Source organism: Streptomyces sp. NPDC003393, assembly GCF_053589015.1.
Map to the genome: position 1 here is coordinate 1 of NZ_JBSFRB010000038.1, position 16,991 is coordinate 16,991.

The following is a 16,991-nucleotide window of genomic DNA, read 5'->3' on the forward strand; positions in this document are numbered from 1 at the left end:
GCCGGCCTGAAACAGGGCTGGGCCTTCTCCTGGCGCTCCCTGATGGCCGCCGAGATCATCGCCTCCTCCCCCGACCTCGGCATCGGCCTGGGCGCACTCCTGGAGAACGGCCGCAACGCCAGCTCCATGTCCATGGTCTTCCAGGCCATCGTCCTGATCCTGTTCGTCGGCATCGCCATCGACCTGCTGATCTTCAGTCCACTGGAGCGGTGGGTACTGCGCAGCCGCGGCCTGCTGGTCACCCGCTGAACGAACCCCTCCCGGTCGAGCCGGAGCGTGCCGGTCGAACGGCATGCGCACGCGCGACGCCGCGCGACCCGGCGCGGCTGCCGGGCGACGGTCAGGGATTCGTCCAGGCCTCGGCGTCCTCCGTGAGCGTCACGACGTCGTCGGGCAGCCTGGCCGCCGCCACATGCGCCAGGGTGACCTCGTCGAGGATCTTGCGGACGTTGGCGCGTACGGCGATCCACAGGGGAAGCAGCGACTCGGCCGGGCCGCTGTAGGAGAGCTCGGGCGGGCGCACGCCTCGCACCGAGACCAGGGGCCCGTCCGCCACGCGGATCACGTCCGCGATGGCGATGGAGTCCGCCGGGCGGGCGAGCCGGTAGCCGCCCTTTCCGCCTCGCTGGCTGACCACGAGGCCGCCCCTGCGCAGGTCGCCCAGAATGCCTTCGAGGAACTTGTGCGGGATGCCCTGCGCGGCGGCGATCGCCTCGGCCTTGAGCGAGGTGTCGTCCGCCGCCGCGGCCAGCTCCAGTGCCGCTCGCACCGCATAGTCCGCTCGCGCCGAGATCCGCATGCCGCAATTATCCATCACGGCCGTGTCCGCACATCACCGGCTGCACCGTCAGCCGGGCAGGGTGAAGGGCGGATGCGCGCCGTTGAGAAAGTAGTCCCCGACCTCGCGCAGCCGCTGGGCGACCGGCTCACGGAGGGTGTGCGTCCGGGCGTCGCGCCAGAAGCGGTCGAAGCCGTGGCGGGAGGAGGCGGCGCCGGCTCCGATGACGTCCAGGGCACGGGTGGTGATCTCCTGCGCGGCGCGGGAGGCGGCGGCCTCGGCCACGCTCGCGAGGACGGCGATCTCCGCGCACTCCTCGCCGTCGAGGTCCTCACCCCGTGCGAGACCGCACATCAGGGCGTCCACCGCCTGGTCGGCGAGGGCGGACGCGGCACGTGCGACCACGGCGAGCTCACCGTACGCGGTCAGCGCGTGCGGGTCGTGCGGTGCACCGACCGGCCAGGGCTGCGGCGAGAAGGGCTGCCAGGAGAATCGCGCGGACCGCCCGTACTCGCGGACCTCGGACAGCAGTCCCTCGGCGAGACCGAGACAGAACTGGACGGAGACCAGCCGCGCGGTCGGCGCGGCCAGGGAGGCGAAGGGTGACAGGACGTCCTCGTCGGGCGAGAGGGAGCCGAAGACGTCGTCCGGCGCGACGGGGACGGAGTCGAACTCCACGCCGCCGTCGGCCGCCGACCGCAGGCCGAAGGTGTGCCCGGAGCTGCCGCTCACGACGCCCGGGAGGGTGGCGTCGACGAGGACGGCCAGCGGCTCACCGGTGCCGTACCTGGCCGCTCGAACCACCAGCCGGTCGGCGATGCCCACCCCGGCGCCGTACCTCTCGTCCTCACTCCCCTCGTCACCACGTACCTCATTTCCCTAGTGATTTAGTTGGGAAATGGCCCAGGGCGCGCCCCGGACGGTCGCCGTGGGGCCGAAGTCGGCCCGTAGCCCCGGCCCGTGGCCGGTGGCGCGGCGGATCACCTGGTGAAACGCGACGAGCCGAGGTTCACCAGGTGACCGGTCATGCTGATCAGCACGCCCTTCGAGGTGGCCCGTGCCGAGGTGAAGCCGACGTTCTCGGGGAGGGGCACCCGCCACGTGGCCACCGGCCGTTCGCTGCCGGGGAGGTTCAGGGAGATCTCCGTTCCCTGGGCGAGCACAGTGCCCGTACCGTTCACGTCGCTCCCCCCCGCGGTGCCCGTGACCTCGACCCGCGCCGCCTGCTCCGTGGAACCCGGGGCCTGCGCGATCCGGAGGGAGCCGCCGCGGCCCGCCAGTCGCGTGACCACGCCGGACAGCGCGTCGTACGACAGCATCAAGGAGCCCGTGGCGAGATTCGCTTCGGCCCTGCGGGCGGCGAGCGAGGTCACCTGCACGCCGCGCAGGTCGAGCTGGAACTGTTCGACGGGCAGGTAGCCGCCCCGGGCATTGCTCTCGGTGTCGATGGTGAACTTCGACGCCTTCAGCTCGACATGGTCGAAGCTCTGGCTGAACGCCTGCGTCAGAAAGGGGAATCCCGCTATGGACACGTCGAGGTCGCCGTCGGTGCTGTTGCTGTAGCCGTACTTCTCCGCGACCAGACGGCCGGCCTCGTTGTCGGCGTAGTGCACGGCGACCCGGTCGGCCACGGTGAAGAGAACGGCCGGCACCAGCACCGTGATCCCGAGAATCTTGACCCAGCGGCTTCTCATGTGCGTCTCCCCGTTGTCACGGCCTCGCGGCCGTGCATGATCGGTCCGGGAACCGATCATGCACGGCCGCCGCCGCGCGCGACAATCCCGGTTCAGCCCTTCACGGCGCCGGTGAGACCGCCCACGATGCGCTTCTCGAAGATCGAGAAGAAGACCAGTGCGGGCAGCATGGCGAGCGAGGTGAACGCGAGGACCTTCGCGGTGTCCACGGAGTACTCGGTCGAGAACTGCTGCACGCCGAGCGGCAGGGTGTAGTTCGCCTTCGAGTTGAGGACGTACAGGGGCAGGACGTAGTTGTTCCAGCTGTTGATGAACCCGAGGATGCCGACGGTCACCACACCGGGCAGCGACAGCGGGATCACCATGCGGAAGAAGAACCCGAGTCGGCTCGCACCGTCGATCGCGGCGGCCTCCTCGATCTCGTTCGGAATGGCCCTGAGGAACGGCACCAGAATGATGACGGTCATCGGCAGGCCGAAGGCGATCTGCGGGATGATCACGCCGAGCAGGTTGTCGACCAGGCCCAGGTCCTTGACCACGATGTACAGCGGGGTGATCGCGATGACCAGCGGGAACATCAGGCCGGCGGCGAACAGGGAGTACATCGCGCCCTTGAGCTTGAAGTCGTAGCGCGCGATCACGAAGCTCGCCATCAGGCCGAGGATGACGGTGCCGGCGGTGCTGACGAGCGCGACGATGAGGGAGTTGGCGAACTCGCCCCAGAACGTCACCGTCTTCAGGACGCTGATGTAGTTGTCGAAGACCCACGGGTGCGGCAGGCCGGCCGGGCTCGTGGAGATCTGCGAGTTGGTGCGGAACCCACCGAGCACGATGTAGAGCACCGGTGCGACGCAGACCCCGACGAAGAGCAGGGCGATGAAGTAGGTGAAGGGAGTACCCCACTTCTGCGGCTTGTCACGACGCCCGCGACGGCCGGTGGGCCCCTTCGACTCCGTGGAGGAGGAGGTCCAGGAGTTGGCGGTCGTCGCGCTCATCAGAAGTCTCCTTCGGTGACGGCACCCTTGAGGTCGCGGCGCAGGACGAAGCGCTGGTAAAGCAGCGCGACGACGAGCGAGATCAGGAACATCACGACCGCGATGGCGCTGCCGTAGCCGTAGTTGCCCGCGTTGCGGCCCTGGGCGACCATGTAGATCGCCATGGTCGAGGTGCCCGCGGTGCTCGAGACGTACGGACCCCAGATGATGAAGACGAGGTCGAAGAGCTGCAGCGAGCCGATGATCGACAGGAACGCCCAGATGCGGATCGTCGGCCCCAGCAGGGGCAACGTGATACGGCGCTGGATCTGCCAGTAGGAGGCGCCGTCGATCGATGCGGCCTCGGAGAGCTCGTCGGGGATCGACTGCAGGCCGGCGAGCATCAGGATCACCGCGAAGCCGATGTACTTCCACGAGATGATGCCCATCAGCGTCCAGAGGGCCAGCTTCGGGTTGGAGAGCCACTCCTCCTGCAGGAAGCCCAGGCCGATGTGGGACAGCATGTCGTTGAGCGCGCCGTTGCTCTGGAGCATCAGGCTCCAACCGGTGCCGACGATGACCTCGGAGATCACGTACGGCGCGAAGATCAGGACGCGGATGATCGAGCGGCCGCGGATCTTCTGGTTGAGCAGCAGCGCGAGGGCGATCGCCACCGGGCCCTGGATGACCAGCGAGAGCACGAGGATCAGGCCGTTGTGCCACAGCACTTGCTGGAACGCGGGGTCGGTGAGGATCAGCTTGTAGTTGTTCAGGCCGACCCAGTCGGTGGGCGCTCCATAGCCGTGCCACCGGTAGAAACCGTAGAACGCGGCGAGCGCGACCGGGAAGATCACGAACGCCAGGAACATCAGGATCGCCGGCCCGGACAGGAGCGCGATCTCGAGCCGCACCTTGGCACGGCCGCGGCGGCGCGCAGCCGCTCGCGGCGAAGCCGGGGCCGCGGCCGTGGCCGCGCCCCCGACTTCAGGCGTGCCCTGCGACTGGCGGCCCGTGGCCGTGTCAGTACCCAGGGGGTTGCTCATTGTCGCTTACTCAGCCCTTCGCGGCAGCGGCGTTGGTGTCCTTGGGGATGTCCGCGGCGCTGCCCTTGCCGGCCAGCAGGTTCACGACGGCGGTGTTCATGGCGTTGCCGACGTTCTGGCCGTACAGGGTGTCAAGGAACATCATGGAGTAGGCGGCCTTGTTGAAGGCCTCGAGCGCCGAGACGTTGAACGAGTCGGTGACGACCCCCTGGGCCTCCTTGTTCACCGGGATCGTGACGAAGGCCTTGGAGTACTCCTCCTGCTGTTCCTTCGTCAGCAGCCACTCGAGGAACTCGAAGGCCTGCTTCGGCGCGTTCTTGGACAGCGAGTAGCCGTCGAGGCCGCCCATGATGGCGGACGGCTCACCCTTGCCGCCGGGGACGGCGGGGAACGGGAACCAGCCCAGGTCGGGGAGCGGCTTCTGGTCCTTGGTCAGGCTCTTGATCACACCGGGGTCCCAGTTGCCCATGAGCTCCATGGCCGCCTTGTGGTTCGCCAGCATGCCCGCCGACGATCCGGCGCCCTGCTGCGAGGAGGTGGTCAGGAAGCCCTTCTGGAAGGGCTTGATCTTCAGGAACGCGGACAGGTCCTCGCCGGCCTTGGTCCAGCAGGGGTCGTCGAACTTGAGCGACTTGGCGGTGTCGTTCATGGTGTCCTGGCTGCACTCGCGCAGGGCGAAGTTGTAGTACCAGTGCGCGGCCGGCCAGGCGTCCTTGGCGCCGACCGCGATCGGCGCGACGTTGATCTTCTTCAGCTTCGCGACGGCGTCCTCGAGCTCGTCCATCGTCGTCGGCGTCGAGCTGATGCCGGCCTGCTTGAACAGGTCCTTGCTGTAGTAGATGCCCTCCGGCTGCGTGTCGACCGGCATGGCGTAGACCTTGCCGTCGATCGAGTAGCCCGCGATCGCGGCCTCGCTGGCGTTCTTCTTGTCGGCATCGGTGAGGTTCAGCGCCTGGAGCTGGCCGGCGTTGACCATGGCCTGCATCTTGCCGCCACCGCGCTGGAGGAAGACGTCCGGGGCGGAGTTGGAGTTGAGCGCGGTCTGCAGCTTGCCGTCGAGGTCCTCGTTCTGGACCGCCTGGATCTTGATCGTGACGTCCGGGTGCAGCTTGTGGTACTCCTTCGCGGCGGTCTGCCAGTACACGGCACCGGGCCCGGGCTGCGCGTTGTGCCAGACGGTCACGGTGACCTTGCCGCCGCTGCCACCGCTGCCGCCGCCGCTGTCGCCGTTGCCGGCGCAACCGGTGGCGGCGAGTGCGACGCTCAAGCCGATCGTTGCAGCCGTCACGCCGCGTATCTTCCTCGCCATCGTGAAATCTCCCTGATCTGTCGTCATAGGCACAATGAGTGCAAATATCTGCCGGAATTAATGGCCCGTTGGGCGTCGAAAGTCTTCTCGTACGTGCGGTGATCCTGGTGTTCGACAGGGCGGTCGGCCGTGGCAACAGTGAGGGTCGGTCACGCGCGCGGATTCGCGACGATCACTGCAACCCGTGCTTCCCCGGCACCGGGCATGCACGTGTGGACGTGCCTGGTGGACGGGTGTAACCGTACGGAGTCGTCTCCGTTACGGGGGGTTTCGATCGATCGTGAGTATGCGCGAGCCGCGGAGCGGCAGTCAATGACTAGTTTCCGAAAGTTCTTCGAAACTTCCGAATGCCTCGCAGGGCGCCGCATCGAAATATTTCGACGGCTGCTGTCGATCACGTCCATCCGGCCACGATCGGCCCCGGACATGGCAGAGGGGCCGTTTCAGATCTCCTCTGAAACGGCCCCTGACCCGCGACTTCGAAAAGTCGGGACGACAGGATTTGAACCTGCGACCCCTTGACCCCCAGTCAAGTGCGCTACCAAGCTGCGCCACGTCCCGTCGGGCACTTCGCGCGATCATCCGCGCCGAGCACCCGGGTAAACCCTACCGTACGTGAGCGGCCCATGGCGGTCGGCCCCGATCGGCGGGGGCGGCACCGCACCGAGCCGGTGCACCGCCGCGCTCAGCCGGTGCGCCGCCGCGCCGCGTCCGGGATGTCCTGCGCCGCGTCCATGTCGTTGGCGTACGCGAGAAAGTCGTCCACCATGCGGTGGAACAGCGTGGCCAGCTGGTGGAGTTCCTCGGCGGACCAGCCGGACAGAGCGAGTTGCATACCGCGGGCGCCGGCTTCGCGGACACGGGCGACGGCCTCCCGGCCCGCTTCGGTCAGCCGGATGCGCTGGGCCCTGCGGTCGTCCGGATCGGGGACGCGGGTGACATGGCCGGATTTCTCCAACTGTTGGACGGTACGCGTCACATGAGAGGCCTCCACGCCCAGGCGGTTGGCCAGTTCGCCCGGCCGCTGCGGCTCGGAGTCGGCGATCTGGCGCAGCAGCGCCACCGCGGCCCGGTCCAGAGGCACACCGGCCAACCCCATCAGCCGCTCGTGCTGCCGGGCCCGTGTGCTCAGATAGGTGATGCGCGTCAGGGCGCGCTCGATCTCGGCCACCTCGGGCGAGATGACGGGTCCGGTGGGCGACGATGCGGTGGACATGACCCCGAGGCTACCATATCGTTGACTTACTCAAGTAGTTTGCTGGGCTGTTCGCTGTTGCGACCCTCGTTCGCCGGCTCGCCGCGGGCGGCGCCGGGGAACCGCCCGCGGCCGCAGGTCCCGCGGGACGTCCCCGCCGTCCCCGGGACACGGGGACGGCATCGCCGGCGGCCACCGCGGAAACGCTGGGCGACGTGTGATCACGCCATGTGGTCACCGGAACGACAGCCCGGAGGCTTCCATGATCCGACGGACCCTCACCGGCGGCCTGCTGGCCACGGTCGCGATGCTCGCGCTCGTGCCCGCGACCGCCGACGCCGCCCCGGCCGCGCCCACCGCCCGCCCCGCCTCGGCCGTGACCGAGCGGCAATCGCTCCCTGCACTGCCCGCCACGCATCGCGTACGGCACCCACACCACGTCAACCACCGCGCCGAGCACTCACGTTCGAGTCACCCCCTCGGCCGGGTGACCACGCACCGTTCCCCGCTGAACGTCCGCTCCGGCCCCGGCACCGGGTACCGGGTGATCGGCGTGCGGCACACGGGCCGACTGGTCGCGCTCAAGTGCCGGACGTACGGGTCCTGGGTGCGCGGCGCCCGTCAGTGGTACCGGCTCGCACACGTACGGGGCTACGTCTCGGCGCGCTACCTGCGCGTCCGCGGCACCGTCCCCTGGTGCTGACGCCCCCTCGGCTCCCCACATCCTGAGGCCGGGGCCCGTTCCGCCGCACCGCGGGCCGGCGGACGGGCCCCGGCGTGCCGCATGCCGCACCGACGCCGCGACCTCACACCGCGCGGATGTGTGGCGGTGACCCGAACCAGGGAATCCATCTCGACAACTGGGGGTGAAACGCCCATAACGGAAGTCGAGTCGGGAGCAGCATGATGCGGCAGGCCCAGGAAGCGGAACCGTCGATCGGGCCGCTGGCGGCGACCCTGCGCGAGTTGAGGGACCGTACGGGCCTGAGCCTGGCCGCCCTCGCCACGCGCACCCCCTACAGCAAGTCCGCCTGGCACCGCTACCTGACCGGGGCCAAGTACCCGCCCCGCTCGGCCGTGGAGGCGCTCGCGCGGCTCGCGGGCGCCGATCCGGCACCGGTCCTGGCCCTGTGGGAGGCGGCCGGCGACGATGCGGCGCCCGCGCCCACGGTGCCCGCGTCGCAACCCGCCGGTGCGCCGCGGACGCGCCGGGGACGGCTGCCGCTGCTGCCGACGCTCACCCTGCTGACGGCTGTCGCGGCGGTGGCCACGGCCCTCGCCGCCTCCTCGCGCGGCACCGCACCCGGCACGCGGGTCGAGCCCGTCTCCCGGCACTGTCAGGACCGTTCCTGCCAGGGCGAGTTGCCGGGCGCATCGGCGTGCGCCGGGGACGCGCGGACCGAGAGCGCCGTGAGCGACGCGGCGTACACCGTCCTCCTGCGCTGGTCCCCCTCCTGCGGCACCGCCTGGTCCCAGGTGCGGGTGCGGGGCGCGGTGGCCCGGGAGGTCTCCGTGCGCACGGGCGGGGACGTGCTGTCGGCCACGTACTCCGCCGCCGACGGCCGGGGCGACACGAGCCCGATGCTCGCCGTGTCCTCACCGAACGGCGTCGAGGCGTGCGCGGAGGTGAACGGCAAGGTGGCGTGCACGGGCCTGGACGCCGATGCGGACGACCGGCCCTGAGGCGGCCCGGGTCGCTCGGCGACCGCCCTGGGCGCGGCTCCTGTTCGGATCCCCTCCCGTCGTGCCCGGCGGAGACCGTTTCGGTGGACGCTCGGCCCCGACGCCGGTGACGACGTCACTTGATGAGCGCGTTGGCCACGACCACGATCAGGCCGAACACGGCGTCCCCGACCCCGGTGAGCAGCGCAGTCGGCCAGCTGCGCCCCGCCCACCTGGCGGAGACCAGACCCAGGACGAACAGCAGGGCCACGTTGAAGGTGAACGCCGGGTACTCCACCCCGTCCGCGGGCCACCAGCCCCAGCCCCCGCCCGCCAGGATCAGCACACTGGGCAGCGTGGCGGCGACCAGCGGCCATTCGGCGGCCAGCGCACGCAGGGCCTGGCCGCGCCGGTGCGGGCCGCGTTCGGCGATGTAGTGGGCGTAGCCGTGCGCGAGCGCGGAGGCGAACGCGGTCACCAGCAGCCAGGCGGAGTCGTAGCGGCGGCTGGCCGCCGAGTTGTGTCCGGCCACGGTGAGCGCGGCGACCATGGCACAGGCGATGACGGCGCCGTAGACGCCGCCGAAGAGCAGAAGGGAGCGGGTGTCGTGCGCGGCCCGCTGCGGGCCGGCCGCCGGAGGGTCTGCCATGGGCTGCTCCCTTCCCGGGCGTGCTGAGACGGTCGTCTCAACGATCACCGAAGCCGCCGGCCCTCGCCACCGCGCGGCCGTCCAAGAGCTGTCCCCCTGTCCGCGGTGGATCAGCGCGCGGCGTCGGATGCCGGAAGCACCTCCCACGCCGTTCAGGCAGTGGGGGAGCGTCGCACGGCGGAGGAACGTCCGCACACCGGGCGTATGCGGACGTCCCCACGACGCGGCGAGGTGCCGTAGCCGACGCCGCGCGCCCGCCGGGGATCGCGGGACAGCCCTCAGGCCACGCCGCCGTCGTCCGGGCGGGCCTGCGGCGGCATGTTGTACGGGGTCACCACCTGGATCGCGGACGGCAGGGCCGGCCCGGCGGGCGGCAGAGCGCCGTGGGCGCGCATCACCAGCCGGCAGGCCTCCCGCATGTCCTGGCGCAGATCGTGGTGGAGCACGGCGGACAGGCGGTGCTCGCGCAGCAGGCGGGTGTTGTCCTGGTCGAGGTCGTGGGCGATGAACACCGCGCACTCACGGCCCAGGTCCTGGAACGCCCGCAGGGTGGCGATGTTCCCGCCGCCGATCGAGTAGACCGCGCGGATCTCGGGGTCGCGCTCCAGAGCGGCGCGGACGAGGTCGTACTGGGTGGCGTCCAGGCCCTGACCCTCGGCGATCTCGACCAGGGTGCGGCGCGGCCGGGCGGCCCGCATGGCGCTGCGGAAGCCCATCTCGCGCTCCTCCTCGTTACGGAAGAAGCCGCTGCTGAGCGACGTGAGCACATTGCCGGGCCGGTCGCCGAGCCACTGGGCCGTCAGATACGCGGCGGTGGCGCCCGCCGCCCGGTTGTCGCTGCCGACGTAGGCGAGCCGGGCGGCGGCGGGCAGGTCGGTGACCAGCGTGACGACCGGGATCCCGGCCGCCGTCAGCCGGCCGGCGGCGGCACCGACCTCGGGGACGTCCGGGGCCTTGAGGATCACGCCCTGCGAGCCGCGCCGCGCGATCCGGTCCAGCGCCGCGACCAGTTCGTCCGCCGGGCCGGTCTCACGGAAGTGGAAGCGGGAGCGGACCACGGCCGGGTGCAGGGACGGCAGTTCGGCCTCCAGAGCGGCCCGCACGGCGGTGGTGAACCGCTCGGGGGCCTGCATCACGATGTCCACCATGAACGTACGGCCGACCAGCCGCACCTGGGTGCGCTGGCGGTCCAGGTCGGCGATCGCCCGGCGCACCTCGCGCGCGGTGCTCTCGCGCACCCCTCCCCGGCCGTTGAGCACGCGGTCGACGGTGGCCTCGCTCAGCCCGGCCTGACGGGCTATCTCGCGGATCGGGAAGGGATGGCCCACGGAACGGCTCCTCGCCTGGCGCGCTTGAGGGGTTTTTGATGGCTTGCTGATGGTTGTTCGAGGGGTTTGTACTGACAAGAATGACAGGGCCGCGTCGCCCCCGTTCCCGAAAGGACGACGATGTCCTCTCCCCCGCCGCACGGCTCCCCGCAGCACTCCCCGCGCCGCCGCACCTGGCTCACCGAGCGGGACTGCAACCTCGACGCCTTCCGGGCGCTGGTCGAGCGCACCACCGACCTCGCCGGTCATCCGCACGCCTCTGCCGTCGAGCAGGGCGTCCTCGTCTACGACCGCGACCGGCTCGTCGCGGCCGGGGACCGGCGCGCCGTGCAGACCGAACTGGTCCGCGTGCTCGACGAGGGGCCCGGCGTCCTGGTCGTACGAGGCGCCTTCCCCGACCCGGCGGTGGTGGACCGGGCCACCACGGTCTTCGACGCGCTGATCGACGAGCAGCGCGCGGCGGGCACCGCCCCCGGAGACCACTTCGCGCGGCCGGGCGCGAACGACCGCGTGTGGAACGCCCTGGAGAAGGCTGCCCGGTACGACCCGGAGAGCTTCGCCGACTACTACGCCAACGACGTCCTGGCCCTCGTCTCGCAGGCCTGGCTGGGCCCCGGCTACCAGGTCACCTCGCAGGTCAACGTGGTCAACCCGCAGGGCGCCGCCCAGACCGTGCACCGCGACTACCACCTCGGCTTCCTCACCGGCGAGGCCGCGGCCGCCTACCCCGCGCACGTCCACCGCCTCTCCCCCGTGCTGACCCTCCAGGGCGCGGTGGCGCAGTGCGACATGCCGCTCGAGTCCGGCCCGACGACGTACCTGCCGTACTCGCAGCGGTACGAGCCGGGCTACCTGGCCTGGCGGTTGCCCGCGTTCCAGGCGTACTTCGCGGAGCACCACGTCCAGCTTCCGCTGGCCAAGGGCGACGCCGTCTTCTTCAACCCGGCGCTCTTCCACGCCGCCGGGGCGAACCGGTCCCCGGACATCCGGCGCATGGCCAACCTGCTCCAGATCTCCTCCGCCTTCGGCCGCGCGATGGAGACGGTGGACCGGGAGGCGGTGGTGAACGCGGTGTACCCGGTGCTGCTCAAGCGCAAGGCACAAGGCGTGGGCGAGGACTGGCTGGAGCATGTGATCGCCGCGAGCGCCGAGGGTTACCCGTTCCCCACCGACCTGGACAGGGACCCACCGGTCGACGGTCTGGCCCCGTCCTCGCAGGCGGACCTCGTCCGGCGGGCACTGCGGGAGGAGTGGGCCCCGGGCGCTCTGCGGGACGAACTCCGGGCCGCCGCCGAGCGCCGCAGCAGCGACTGAGGAGGGTTCATGGCACGCACCGCACTTCTGGACGGCAAGGTCGTCCTCGTCAACGGCGGCACCCAGGGCGTGGGCGCCGCGATCGCGCGGGCCGCCGTCCGCGAGGGCGCCGTGGTGGCCGTGACGGGGCGGCGCACGGAGCCGGGTGAGGCACTGGTGGCGGAGCTGACCGCGGCCGGCGGCCGTGCGATGTTCGTCCAGGCCGACCTGGCGGACGCGGAGCAGGCCAAGGGCTCCGTGGCCGAGGTGGTCGACGACTACGGTCGGATCGACTGCCTGGTGAACTCGGCCGGGCTCACCTCCCGCGGCACGCTGCTGGACACCACGCCCGAACTGTTCGACGCGCACGTCGCGGTCAATCTGAAGGGGCCGTTCTTCGCGATGCAGGCCGCGGTGACCGACATGGTGGCGCGCAAGGCCCCCGGCACCATCGTCAACATCATCACGTCCTCGGCGCACGGCGGTCAGCCCTTCCTCGCCCCGTACGTGGCCGCCAAGGCCGGGCTGGTGGGACTGACCCGCAACGCCGCGCACGCGCACCGCTTCGACCGGGTCCGTATCAACGGCCTGAACATCGGCTGGACCGCCACCGAGGGAGAGGACGCCACCCAGCGTGCCTTCCACGGCGCCGGCGACGACTGGCGGGAGGAGGCCGCCGCGGGACTTCCGATGGGCAGGCTCGGCCAGCCCGACGAGATCGCCGACTTCGTCGTCTTCCTGCTGTCCGACCGGTCCGGAGTGGTCACCGGATCGGTGATCGACTGGGACCAGAACGTCCTCGGCGGCCTCGACTAGGGCTTGCCCGGCACCCCGCACGCACCACCGCACCTCAGGAGCCGCACCATCATGCGCATCGGAATCCTCGGCCTCGGCCGCATCGGCGCCTTCCATGCCGAGACACTGTCCGGACTCGACGCCGTCGAGTCGCTCGTCGTCGCCGACCCGGTGGCTCAGGCGGCCCGTGCCGCCGCGGAACGTTTCGGGGCCGAGGTAGCGGCCTCGCCCGAGGCGGTACTGGCCGCCGGGGTGGACGGCGTCGTGGTGGCGGCCGCGACCGACGCGCATCCGGCGCTGATCCGCGCCGCGGTCGACGCCGGCGTCCCGGTCTTCTGCGAGAAGCCGGTGGCCCGCACCATGGCCGAGGGACTGGAGGTGCTCAAGGCCGTCGAGGCCGGTGACGTCCCCGTGCAGATCGGCTTCAACCGCCGCTTCGACGCCGGCTTCGTCGCCGCCCGCACGGCCGTGCACGGCGGTGAGCTGGGCAGGCTGCACACCGTACGGTCCACCACGCTGGACCCGGCCCCGCCGCCCGCCGCGTACGTCGCCACCTCCGGGGGCATCTTCCGCGACTGCTCGGTGCACGACTTCGACATCATCCGCTGGGTGACCGGCCGGGAGGTGACCGAGGTGTACGCCGTCGGCGGCAACCGGGGCGCGGAGTACATCAAGGAGGCGGGCGACGCGGACACCACCGGCGCGGTCCTCACCCTGGACGACGGCACGATCGCGGTGGTCTCCAACAGCCGGCACAACGCCCGCGGCTACGACGTGCGCATGGAACTGCACGGCTTCGCCGACTCCGTCGCGGTCGGCCTGGACGACAAGCTGCCGCTCAGGTCCCTCGAGCCGGGGGTGGTGTTCCCGGCCGGCACCCCGCACGACTTCTTCATGGACCGCTTCGCCGCCGCCTACCGGGCCGAACTCGCCGCGTTCACCGAGGTCGTGGCGGGGCGTCTGGCGTCGCCGTGCACGGTCGCGGACGCGCTGGAGGCCGGGTGGATCGCGGAGGCGTGCACCTTGTCGCTGCACGAGCACCGCCCGGTGCGGATCGAGGAGATCCGCGCCGTCTGACGCGCGTCACCGGGCGGCGGGTTGTGCCGGGAGGTCGAAGGCGTGCCCCGGCGTGACGATCTCCGTGATGGCCTTGCCGAAGAGCGTGCTGGGCTCGCTGCCCTGGTGGTCGATGTCGGTGTTGAGCAGGACCACCAGAGTGGTCCGGGCGGAGGGCAGGTAGACGGTGAGGGACTCGTAGCCGGGCAGGGAGCCGTTGTGACCGAGCCAGCCGTGGACGTCGAAGATGCCCAGGCCGTATCCGGCGCCGGGGATCGCCGACGGCGGTGCGGTGAGCCGCTGCTTCTGCGTGGCGGGGCTGATCAGCGTGCGGCCGTCGGGCAGCACGCCGGTGGCCACGGTGCGGGCCCAGACGCGCAGGTCGTCGAGGTCGGAGATCATCGCGCCGGCCGCCCAGCCCCAGGACGGGTTCCAGTCCGCCGCGTCCTGCACCTGCCCGGACGCGGTCTGGTTCGTGTAGCCCTGCGCGTGCGGCCGCGGGAACTCGGCGCCGCTCGGGAAGAAGGTGTGATCGAGGCCCGCCGGCTCCAGGACGGCGGCGCGGACGTAGTCGGCGAGGGACCGGCCGCTGACCTTCTCGATCACCAGGCCGAGCAGGATCAGGTTGGTGTTGGAGTAGTCGAACTGCCGGCCCGGCGGGAAGAGCGCGGGGTGGGCGAAGGCGTACGCCAGCAGTTGCCGAGGGGTGAACGAGCGCCGCGGGTCGGCGGTGAGCGCCTTGACGAAGTCCTCGTCCTCCGAGTAGTTGAACAGCCCGCTGCGCATGCCGGCCAGTTCCCGCAGGGTGATCCGGTCGCCGCCGGGCACGCCGTCGACGTACTTCCCGACGGGGTCGTCCAGACTCACCTCGTGCCGGTCGACGAGACGCAGCAGGGCGGTCACGGTGAACGTCTTTGTCTCACTGCCGATGCGCATGTACAGGTCGGCGGACATCCGGCGGCCGGTGCTCTTGTCGGCCACTCCGAACGACTTCACATAGCGGCCCTGGTCCGGTGTCCACAGCCCCACGATCACTCCGGGCACGTCGGCCTGGTGCATGACGCGCCGGACGGCCTGGTCGACCTGCCGGACCACATCTGGGGTCAGGGGGCGCACGTCCGAGGAGGCCGACGGGGAGGGCGGGGACGGATCGGCCGGTGCGGCGGCGGGGGCCACGCCCGGCACGCCGGGGCCGGCGGGAACGGCCGCGGTCGCCACGGTGGGACCCGCCGCGAGCGGGGCGGCGAGCACCCCCACGGCGGTCGCGGTGACGGCGCCGCGGCGCAGTCCTGTGGTGCACGCGAGTGTCATGGGCCGACTCCGAGCGCGTGAGACGTCGCCCGCGCCGCCGGGGGACGGGACGCGGGGCTGCGGAGGGCGCCCTTGCGCGGCGGACGCCGAGGGGAGGGGCCACGACGCGGGCGGAGTGCCCGCCGTCTCGCGGACCTCACGTCCCGATGTCCTCGGCACCCGAACCGACGTCCTCAGCATAGGAGCGGCTCTGCCCCGCCGCCTGTCGGGCCCGGCTCTCAGGCGCCCCGCCAGACGTTGGCGAACGCCGCCTCCTCGATGGCGCGTCTGCGGCGCACGGCCTCCAGTTCCATGACCGCGTCGTGCACGGCGGCGAGCACGCCGAGGGCCGCGTCGTCGGTGACGCACAGGTCGGCCGGCGCCGGCTCGTCACAGATCCCGACGGCCGCGGCCAGAGCGAGCAGCACCGGTTCGTCCGCCGCCCAGCGGTACATCGCCCGGCGCCGCGCCTCGGTGTCGCCGAGCACGCCGCGGCCACCGCGGAACGGCAACCAGCGGTGCCGTTCCCACGCGACCTGTCCCTCGCGTTCCAGCGCGGTCAGGTACGCCGCCGCCAGGTCGCGTCCCCGGCGCCAGAGCCAGTCCTGAAGGGACTCGTGCGGCGCCTCGTGCACCAGCGCGGAGGCGGCCGCGTCCAGCAGGGGATCCTCGAGGTCCGGCGGCGGACGCGGGACCATGCGCTCGCCCACCAGCTCGATCGCCTCGGCGCGGAGCAGGTCGTACGCCTCGGCCCCGGCCAGCGCGAGCGAGAGGTCGCCGCGCCGCAGGGGCCGGCTCGGTGTCAGGCCCAGGGCCACGATCATCAGGTCACGCGCTGTGCTCATGAGGCTCTCCTCGTCGGAGGGCGTACCGCCGCCGCGTTCCCGGACCGCCGGCGCGGTCCGTGCCGCCGGGCTTCCCGTTACCGGCCCGACTGTAGCCGGACCGCGCACGGGGATGCCCGGACCTCGGAGGAGGACGGGGCCGCCGACGCTCGTGTGTCCGCCGTCGGCCCCGGAGCGTCACGCGCCGCAGGACCGCAGGAAGCGGCGGGTGCGGGTGGCGATGGGGAGGGGTTTGTCGGGCGGGCAGGGGTACATGTCCTGCTCGACGATCGCGAACAGGTCGACGCCGAGGCGCTGCGCGGCCGCCAGTACCGGCTCCAACTCCGGCACGCCGGTGGGGGGTTCGCACATCACACCGCGCTGGACCGCCGGTCCGAACGGCACCCCGCCCGCCACCACGTCGGCCAGGATCTCCGGGTCGACCTGCTTGAGATGCAGGTAGCCGATCCGTTCGCCGTAGGTCTCGATCAGCTTGACGCTGTCGCCGCCGCAGTAGGCGTAGTGCCCCGTGTCCAGGCACAGGTTGACCAGGTCGGAGTCGGTGGAGTCCAGGAAGTGTTCGACGTGCGCCTCGGTGTCGATGTGGGTGTCGGCGTGCGGATGGACGACGATGTCGAGGCCGTACGTCTCCTTGACCTCGTGGCCGAGGCGTTCCATGCCCTTGGTCAGGTGGGCCCACTGTTCGCCCGTCAGCTCCGGCGGTTCCAGGATCTCGGCGGTCTTGTCGTCCCTCCAGAAGGAGGGGATGACGACGAGGTGGTGCGCGCCCATGACCTGGGTGAGGGCGGCGACCCGGCCGACGTGCTCCCACGTCGACTCCCACACCGACGGTCCGCGGTGCAGTCCGGTGAAGACCGTGCCCGCCGAGACCGTCAGGTCGCGCCGGGCCAGCTCGTCGGTGAGCCGGGCGGGATCGGTGGGCAGATAGCCGTAGGGGCCGAGCTCGATCCAGGAGTACCCGGCCTCGGCGACCTCGTCGAGGAAGCGCTGCCACGGGACCTGTCGGGGGTCGTCGGGGAACCAGACGCCCCAGGAGTCGGGGGCCGAGCCGACCCGGATGCGGTCCAGCACGGGGGCCAT

The 16,991-nt window shown here is 71.4% G+C and carries 16 protein-coding genes, 1 tRNA gene and 2 pseudogenes; 6 read left to right on the forward strand and 13 right to left on the reverse strand.

From position 1 onward, the window contains the following. Positions 1-249 (forward strand): annotated as a pseudogene (locus tag ACWDUZ_RS29190) (ABC transporter permease); the annotation flags it as partial. A gap of 91 nt (positions 250-340) precedes the next feature. On the opposite strand, the gene ACWDUZ_RS29195 reads toward ACWDUZ_RS29190, so the two are convergent. The 8 genes and pseudogenes from ACWDUZ_RS29195 to ACWDUZ_RS29230 form a co-directional block, all read right to left on the reverse strand. Beyond that, positions 341-799, reverse strand: coding sequence for an RrF2 family transcriptional regulator (locus ACWDUZ_RS29195; RefSeq protein WP_451634788.1), 459 nt, complete (start codon positions 797-799; stop codon positions 341-343). A gap of 48 nt (positions 800-847) precedes the next feature. Continuing rightward, positions 848-1,621: pseudogene (locus ACWDUZ_RS29200) on the reverse strand (acyl-CoA dehydrogenase family protein); the annotation flags it as partial. Between the two features lie 137 nt (positions 1,622-1,758). After that, on the reverse strand, positions 1,759-2,472 hold the full coding sequence (locus tag ACWDUZ_RS29205) for an LmeA family phospholipid-binding protein (protein ID WP_451634789.1): 714 nt from the start codon (positions 2,470-2,472) through the stop codon (positions 1,759-1,761). Positions 2,473-2,564: 92 nt separating this feature from the next. Further along, entirely contained in the window at positions 2,565-3,467 is a 903-nt protein-coding gene (locus ACWDUZ_RS29210; RefSeq protein WP_451634790.1) for a carbohydrate ABC transporter permease, read from the reverse strand. Continuing rightward, a complete protein-coding gene (locus ACWDUZ_RS29215; RefSeq protein WP_451634791.1) occupies positions 3,467-4,357 on the reverse strand; it encodes a carbohydrate ABC transporter permease in 891 nt (296 codons plus the stop codon). Before ACWDUZ_RS29215 ends, ACWDUZ_RS29210 begins: the two co-directional genes overlap by 1 nt. 142 nt (positions 4,358-4,499) lie before the next feature. Next, positions 4,500-5,777, reverse strand: a complete 1,278-nt coding sequence (locus ACWDUZ_RS29220) for an ABC transporter substrate-binding protein (RefSeq protein ID WP_451634792.1) — start codon at positions 5,775-5,777, stop codon at positions 4,500-4,502. Positions 5,778-6,285: 508 nt separating this feature from the next. After that, positions 6,286-6,359: transfer RNA gene (locus ACWDUZ_RS29225), tRNA-Pro, on the reverse strand. 124 nt (positions 6,360-6,483) lie between these two features. Next, positions 6,484-7,014: a MarR family winged helix-turn-helix transcriptional regulator gene (locus tag ACWDUZ_RS29230; RefSeq protein WP_451634793.1), complete on the reverse strand. Its 531-nt coding sequence runs from the start codon at positions 7,012-7,014 to the stop codon at positions 6,484-6,486. Positions 7,015-7,255: 241 nt separating this feature from the next. Between ACWDUZ_RS29230 and ACWDUZ_RS29235 the strand changes: the two genes are divergently transcribed. Together ACWDUZ_RS29235 and ACWDUZ_RS29240 are read left to right on the forward strand one after the other, a co-directional pair. Beyond that, positions 7,256-7,696 carry an SH3 domain-containing protein gene (locus ACWDUZ_RS29235; RefSeq protein WP_451634794.1) on the forward strand — a complete coding sequence of 147 codons (441 nt, stop codon included), beginning with the start codon at positions 7,256-7,258 and terminating at the stop codon, positions 7,694-7,696. A gap of 203 nt (positions 7,697-7,899) precedes the next feature. Beyond that, the gene (locus ACWDUZ_RS29240) at positions 7,900-8,676 is read left to right on the forward strand and encodes a DUF2690 domain-containing protein (RefSeq protein ID WP_451634795.1); all 777 of its coding nucleotides are present in this window, start codon (positions 7,900-7,902) and stop codon (positions 8,674-8,676) included. A gap of 115 nt (positions 8,677-8,791) precedes the next feature. On the opposite strand, the gene ACWDUZ_RS29245 is transcribed toward ACWDUZ_RS29240, so the two are convergent. After that, positions 8,792-9,304 carry a hypothetical protein gene (locus ACWDUZ_RS29245; RefSeq protein ID WP_451634796.1) on the reverse strand — a complete coding sequence of 171 codons (513 nt, stop codon included), beginning with the start codon at positions 9,302-9,304 and terminating at the stop codon, positions 8,792-8,794. Between the two features lie 278 nt (positions 9,305-9,582). Then, entirely contained in the window at positions 9,583-10,632 is a 1,050-nt protein-coding gene (locus ACWDUZ_RS29250; protein WP_451634797.1) for a LacI family DNA-binding transcriptional regulator, read from the reverse strand. A 120-nt stretch (positions 10,633-10,752) separates the two neighbouring features. Here ACWDUZ_RS29250 and ACWDUZ_RS29255 point away from each other — a divergent pair, with 120 nt between their 5' ends. The 3 genes from ACWDUZ_RS29255 to ACWDUZ_RS29265 are packed head-to-tail and all read left to right on the forward strand — an operon-like array spanning position 10,753 to position 13,797. Beyond that, entirely contained in the window at positions 10,753-11,946 is a 1,194-nt protein-coding gene (locus ACWDUZ_RS29255; protein ID WP_451634798.1) for a phytanoyl-CoA dioxygenase family protein, read from the forward strand. 9 nt (positions 11,947-11,955) lie between these two features. Next, positions 11,956-12,741: an SDR family oxidoreductase gene (locus ACWDUZ_RS29260; protein ID WP_451634799.1), complete on the forward strand. Its 786-nt coding sequence runs from the start codon at positions 11,956-11,958 to the stop codon at positions 12,739-12,741. A gap of 51 nt (positions 12,742-12,792) precedes the next feature. Beyond that, on the forward strand, positions 12,793-13,797 hold the full coding sequence (locus ACWDUZ_RS29265; protein WP_451634800.1) for a Gfo/Idh/MocA family protein: 1,005 nt from the start codon (positions 12,793-12,795) through the stop codon (positions 13,795-13,797). A 6-nt stretch (positions 13,798-13,803) separates the two neighbouring features. On the opposite strand, the gene ACWDUZ_RS29270 is transcribed toward ACWDUZ_RS29265, so the two are convergent. The 3 genes from ACWDUZ_RS29270 to ACWDUZ_RS29280 all read right to left on the reverse strand — a co-directional run bounded on the left by ACWDUZ_RS29270 (position 13,804) and on the right by ACWDUZ_RS29280 (position 16,991). Beyond that, positions 13,804-15,087 carry a serine hydrolase domain-containing protein gene (locus tag ACWDUZ_RS29270; RefSeq protein WP_451634801.1) on the reverse strand — a complete coding sequence of 428 codons (1,284 nt, stop codon included), beginning with the start codon at positions 15,085-15,087 and terminating at the stop codon, positions 13,804-13,806. 218 nt (positions 15,088-15,305) lie between these two features. Further along, positions 15,306-15,911, reverse strand: coding sequence for a GOLPH3/VPS74 family protein (locus ACWDUZ_RS29275; protein ID WP_451634802.1), 606 nt, complete (start codon positions 15,909-15,911; stop codon positions 15,306-15,308). A 177-nt stretch (positions 15,912-16,088) separates the two neighbouring features. Next, entirely contained in the window at positions 16,089-16,991 is a 903-nt protein-coding gene (locus ACWDUZ_RS29280) for a sugar phosphate isomerase/epimerase family protein (protein WP_451634803.1), read from the reverse strand.

Bases quoted from the DNA above. Each gene is read 5' to 3' on its own strand.
- ACWDUZ_RS29195 (WP_451634788.1), bottom strand. From the start codon at position 799: ATGCGGATCTCGGCGCGAGCGGACTATGCGGTGCGAGCGGCACTGGAG.
- ACWDUZ_RS29205 (WP_451634789.1), bottom strand. From the start codon at position 2,472: ATGAGAAGCCGCTGGGTCAAGATTCTCGGGATCACGGTGCTGGTGCCG.
- ACWDUZ_RS29210 (WP_451634790.1), bottom strand. From the start codon at position 3,467: ATGAGCGCGACGACCGCCAACTCCTGGACCTCCTCCTCCACGGAGTCG.
- ACWDUZ_RS29230 (WP_451634793.1), bottom strand. From the start codon at position 7,014: ATGTCCACCGCATCGTCGCCCACCGGACCCGTCATCTCGCCCGAGGTG.
- ACWDUZ_RS29235 (WP_451634794.1), top strand. From the start codon at position 7,256: ATGATCCGACGGACCCTCACCGGCGGCCTGCTGGCCACGGTCGCGATG.
- ACWDUZ_RS29240 (WP_451634795.1), top strand. From the start codon at position 7,900: ATGCGGCAGGCCCAGGAAGCGGAACCGTCGATCGGGCCGCTGGCGGCG.
- ACWDUZ_RS29245 (WP_451634796.1), bottom strand. From the start codon at position 9,304: ATGGCAGACCCTCCGGCGGCCGGCCCGCAGCGGGCCGCGCACGACACC.
- ACWDUZ_RS29255 (WP_451634798.1), top strand. From the start codon at position 10,753: ATGTCCTCTCCCCCGCCGCACGGCTCCCCGCAGCACTCCCCGCGCCGC.
- ACWDUZ_RS29260 (WP_451634799.1), top strand. From the start codon at position 11,956: ATGGCACGCACCGCACTTCTGGACGGCAAGGTCGTCCTCGTCAACGGC.
- ACWDUZ_RS29265 (WP_451634800.1), top strand. From the start codon at position 12,793: ATGCGCATCGGAATCCTCGGCCTCGGCCGCATCGGCGCCTTCCATGCC.
- ACWDUZ_RS29270 (WP_451634801.1), bottom strand. From the start codon at position 15,087: ATGACACTCGCGTGCACCACAGGACTGCGCCGCGGCGCCGTCACCGCG.
- ACWDUZ_RS29275 (WP_451634802.1), bottom strand. From the start codon at position 15,911: ATGAGCACAGCGCGTGACCTGATGATCGTGGCCCTGGGCCTGACACCG.
- ACWDUZ_RS29280 (WP_451634803.1), bottom strand. From the start codon at position 16,991: ATGGCCCCCGTGCTGGACCGCATCCGGGTCGGCTCGGCCCCCGACTCC.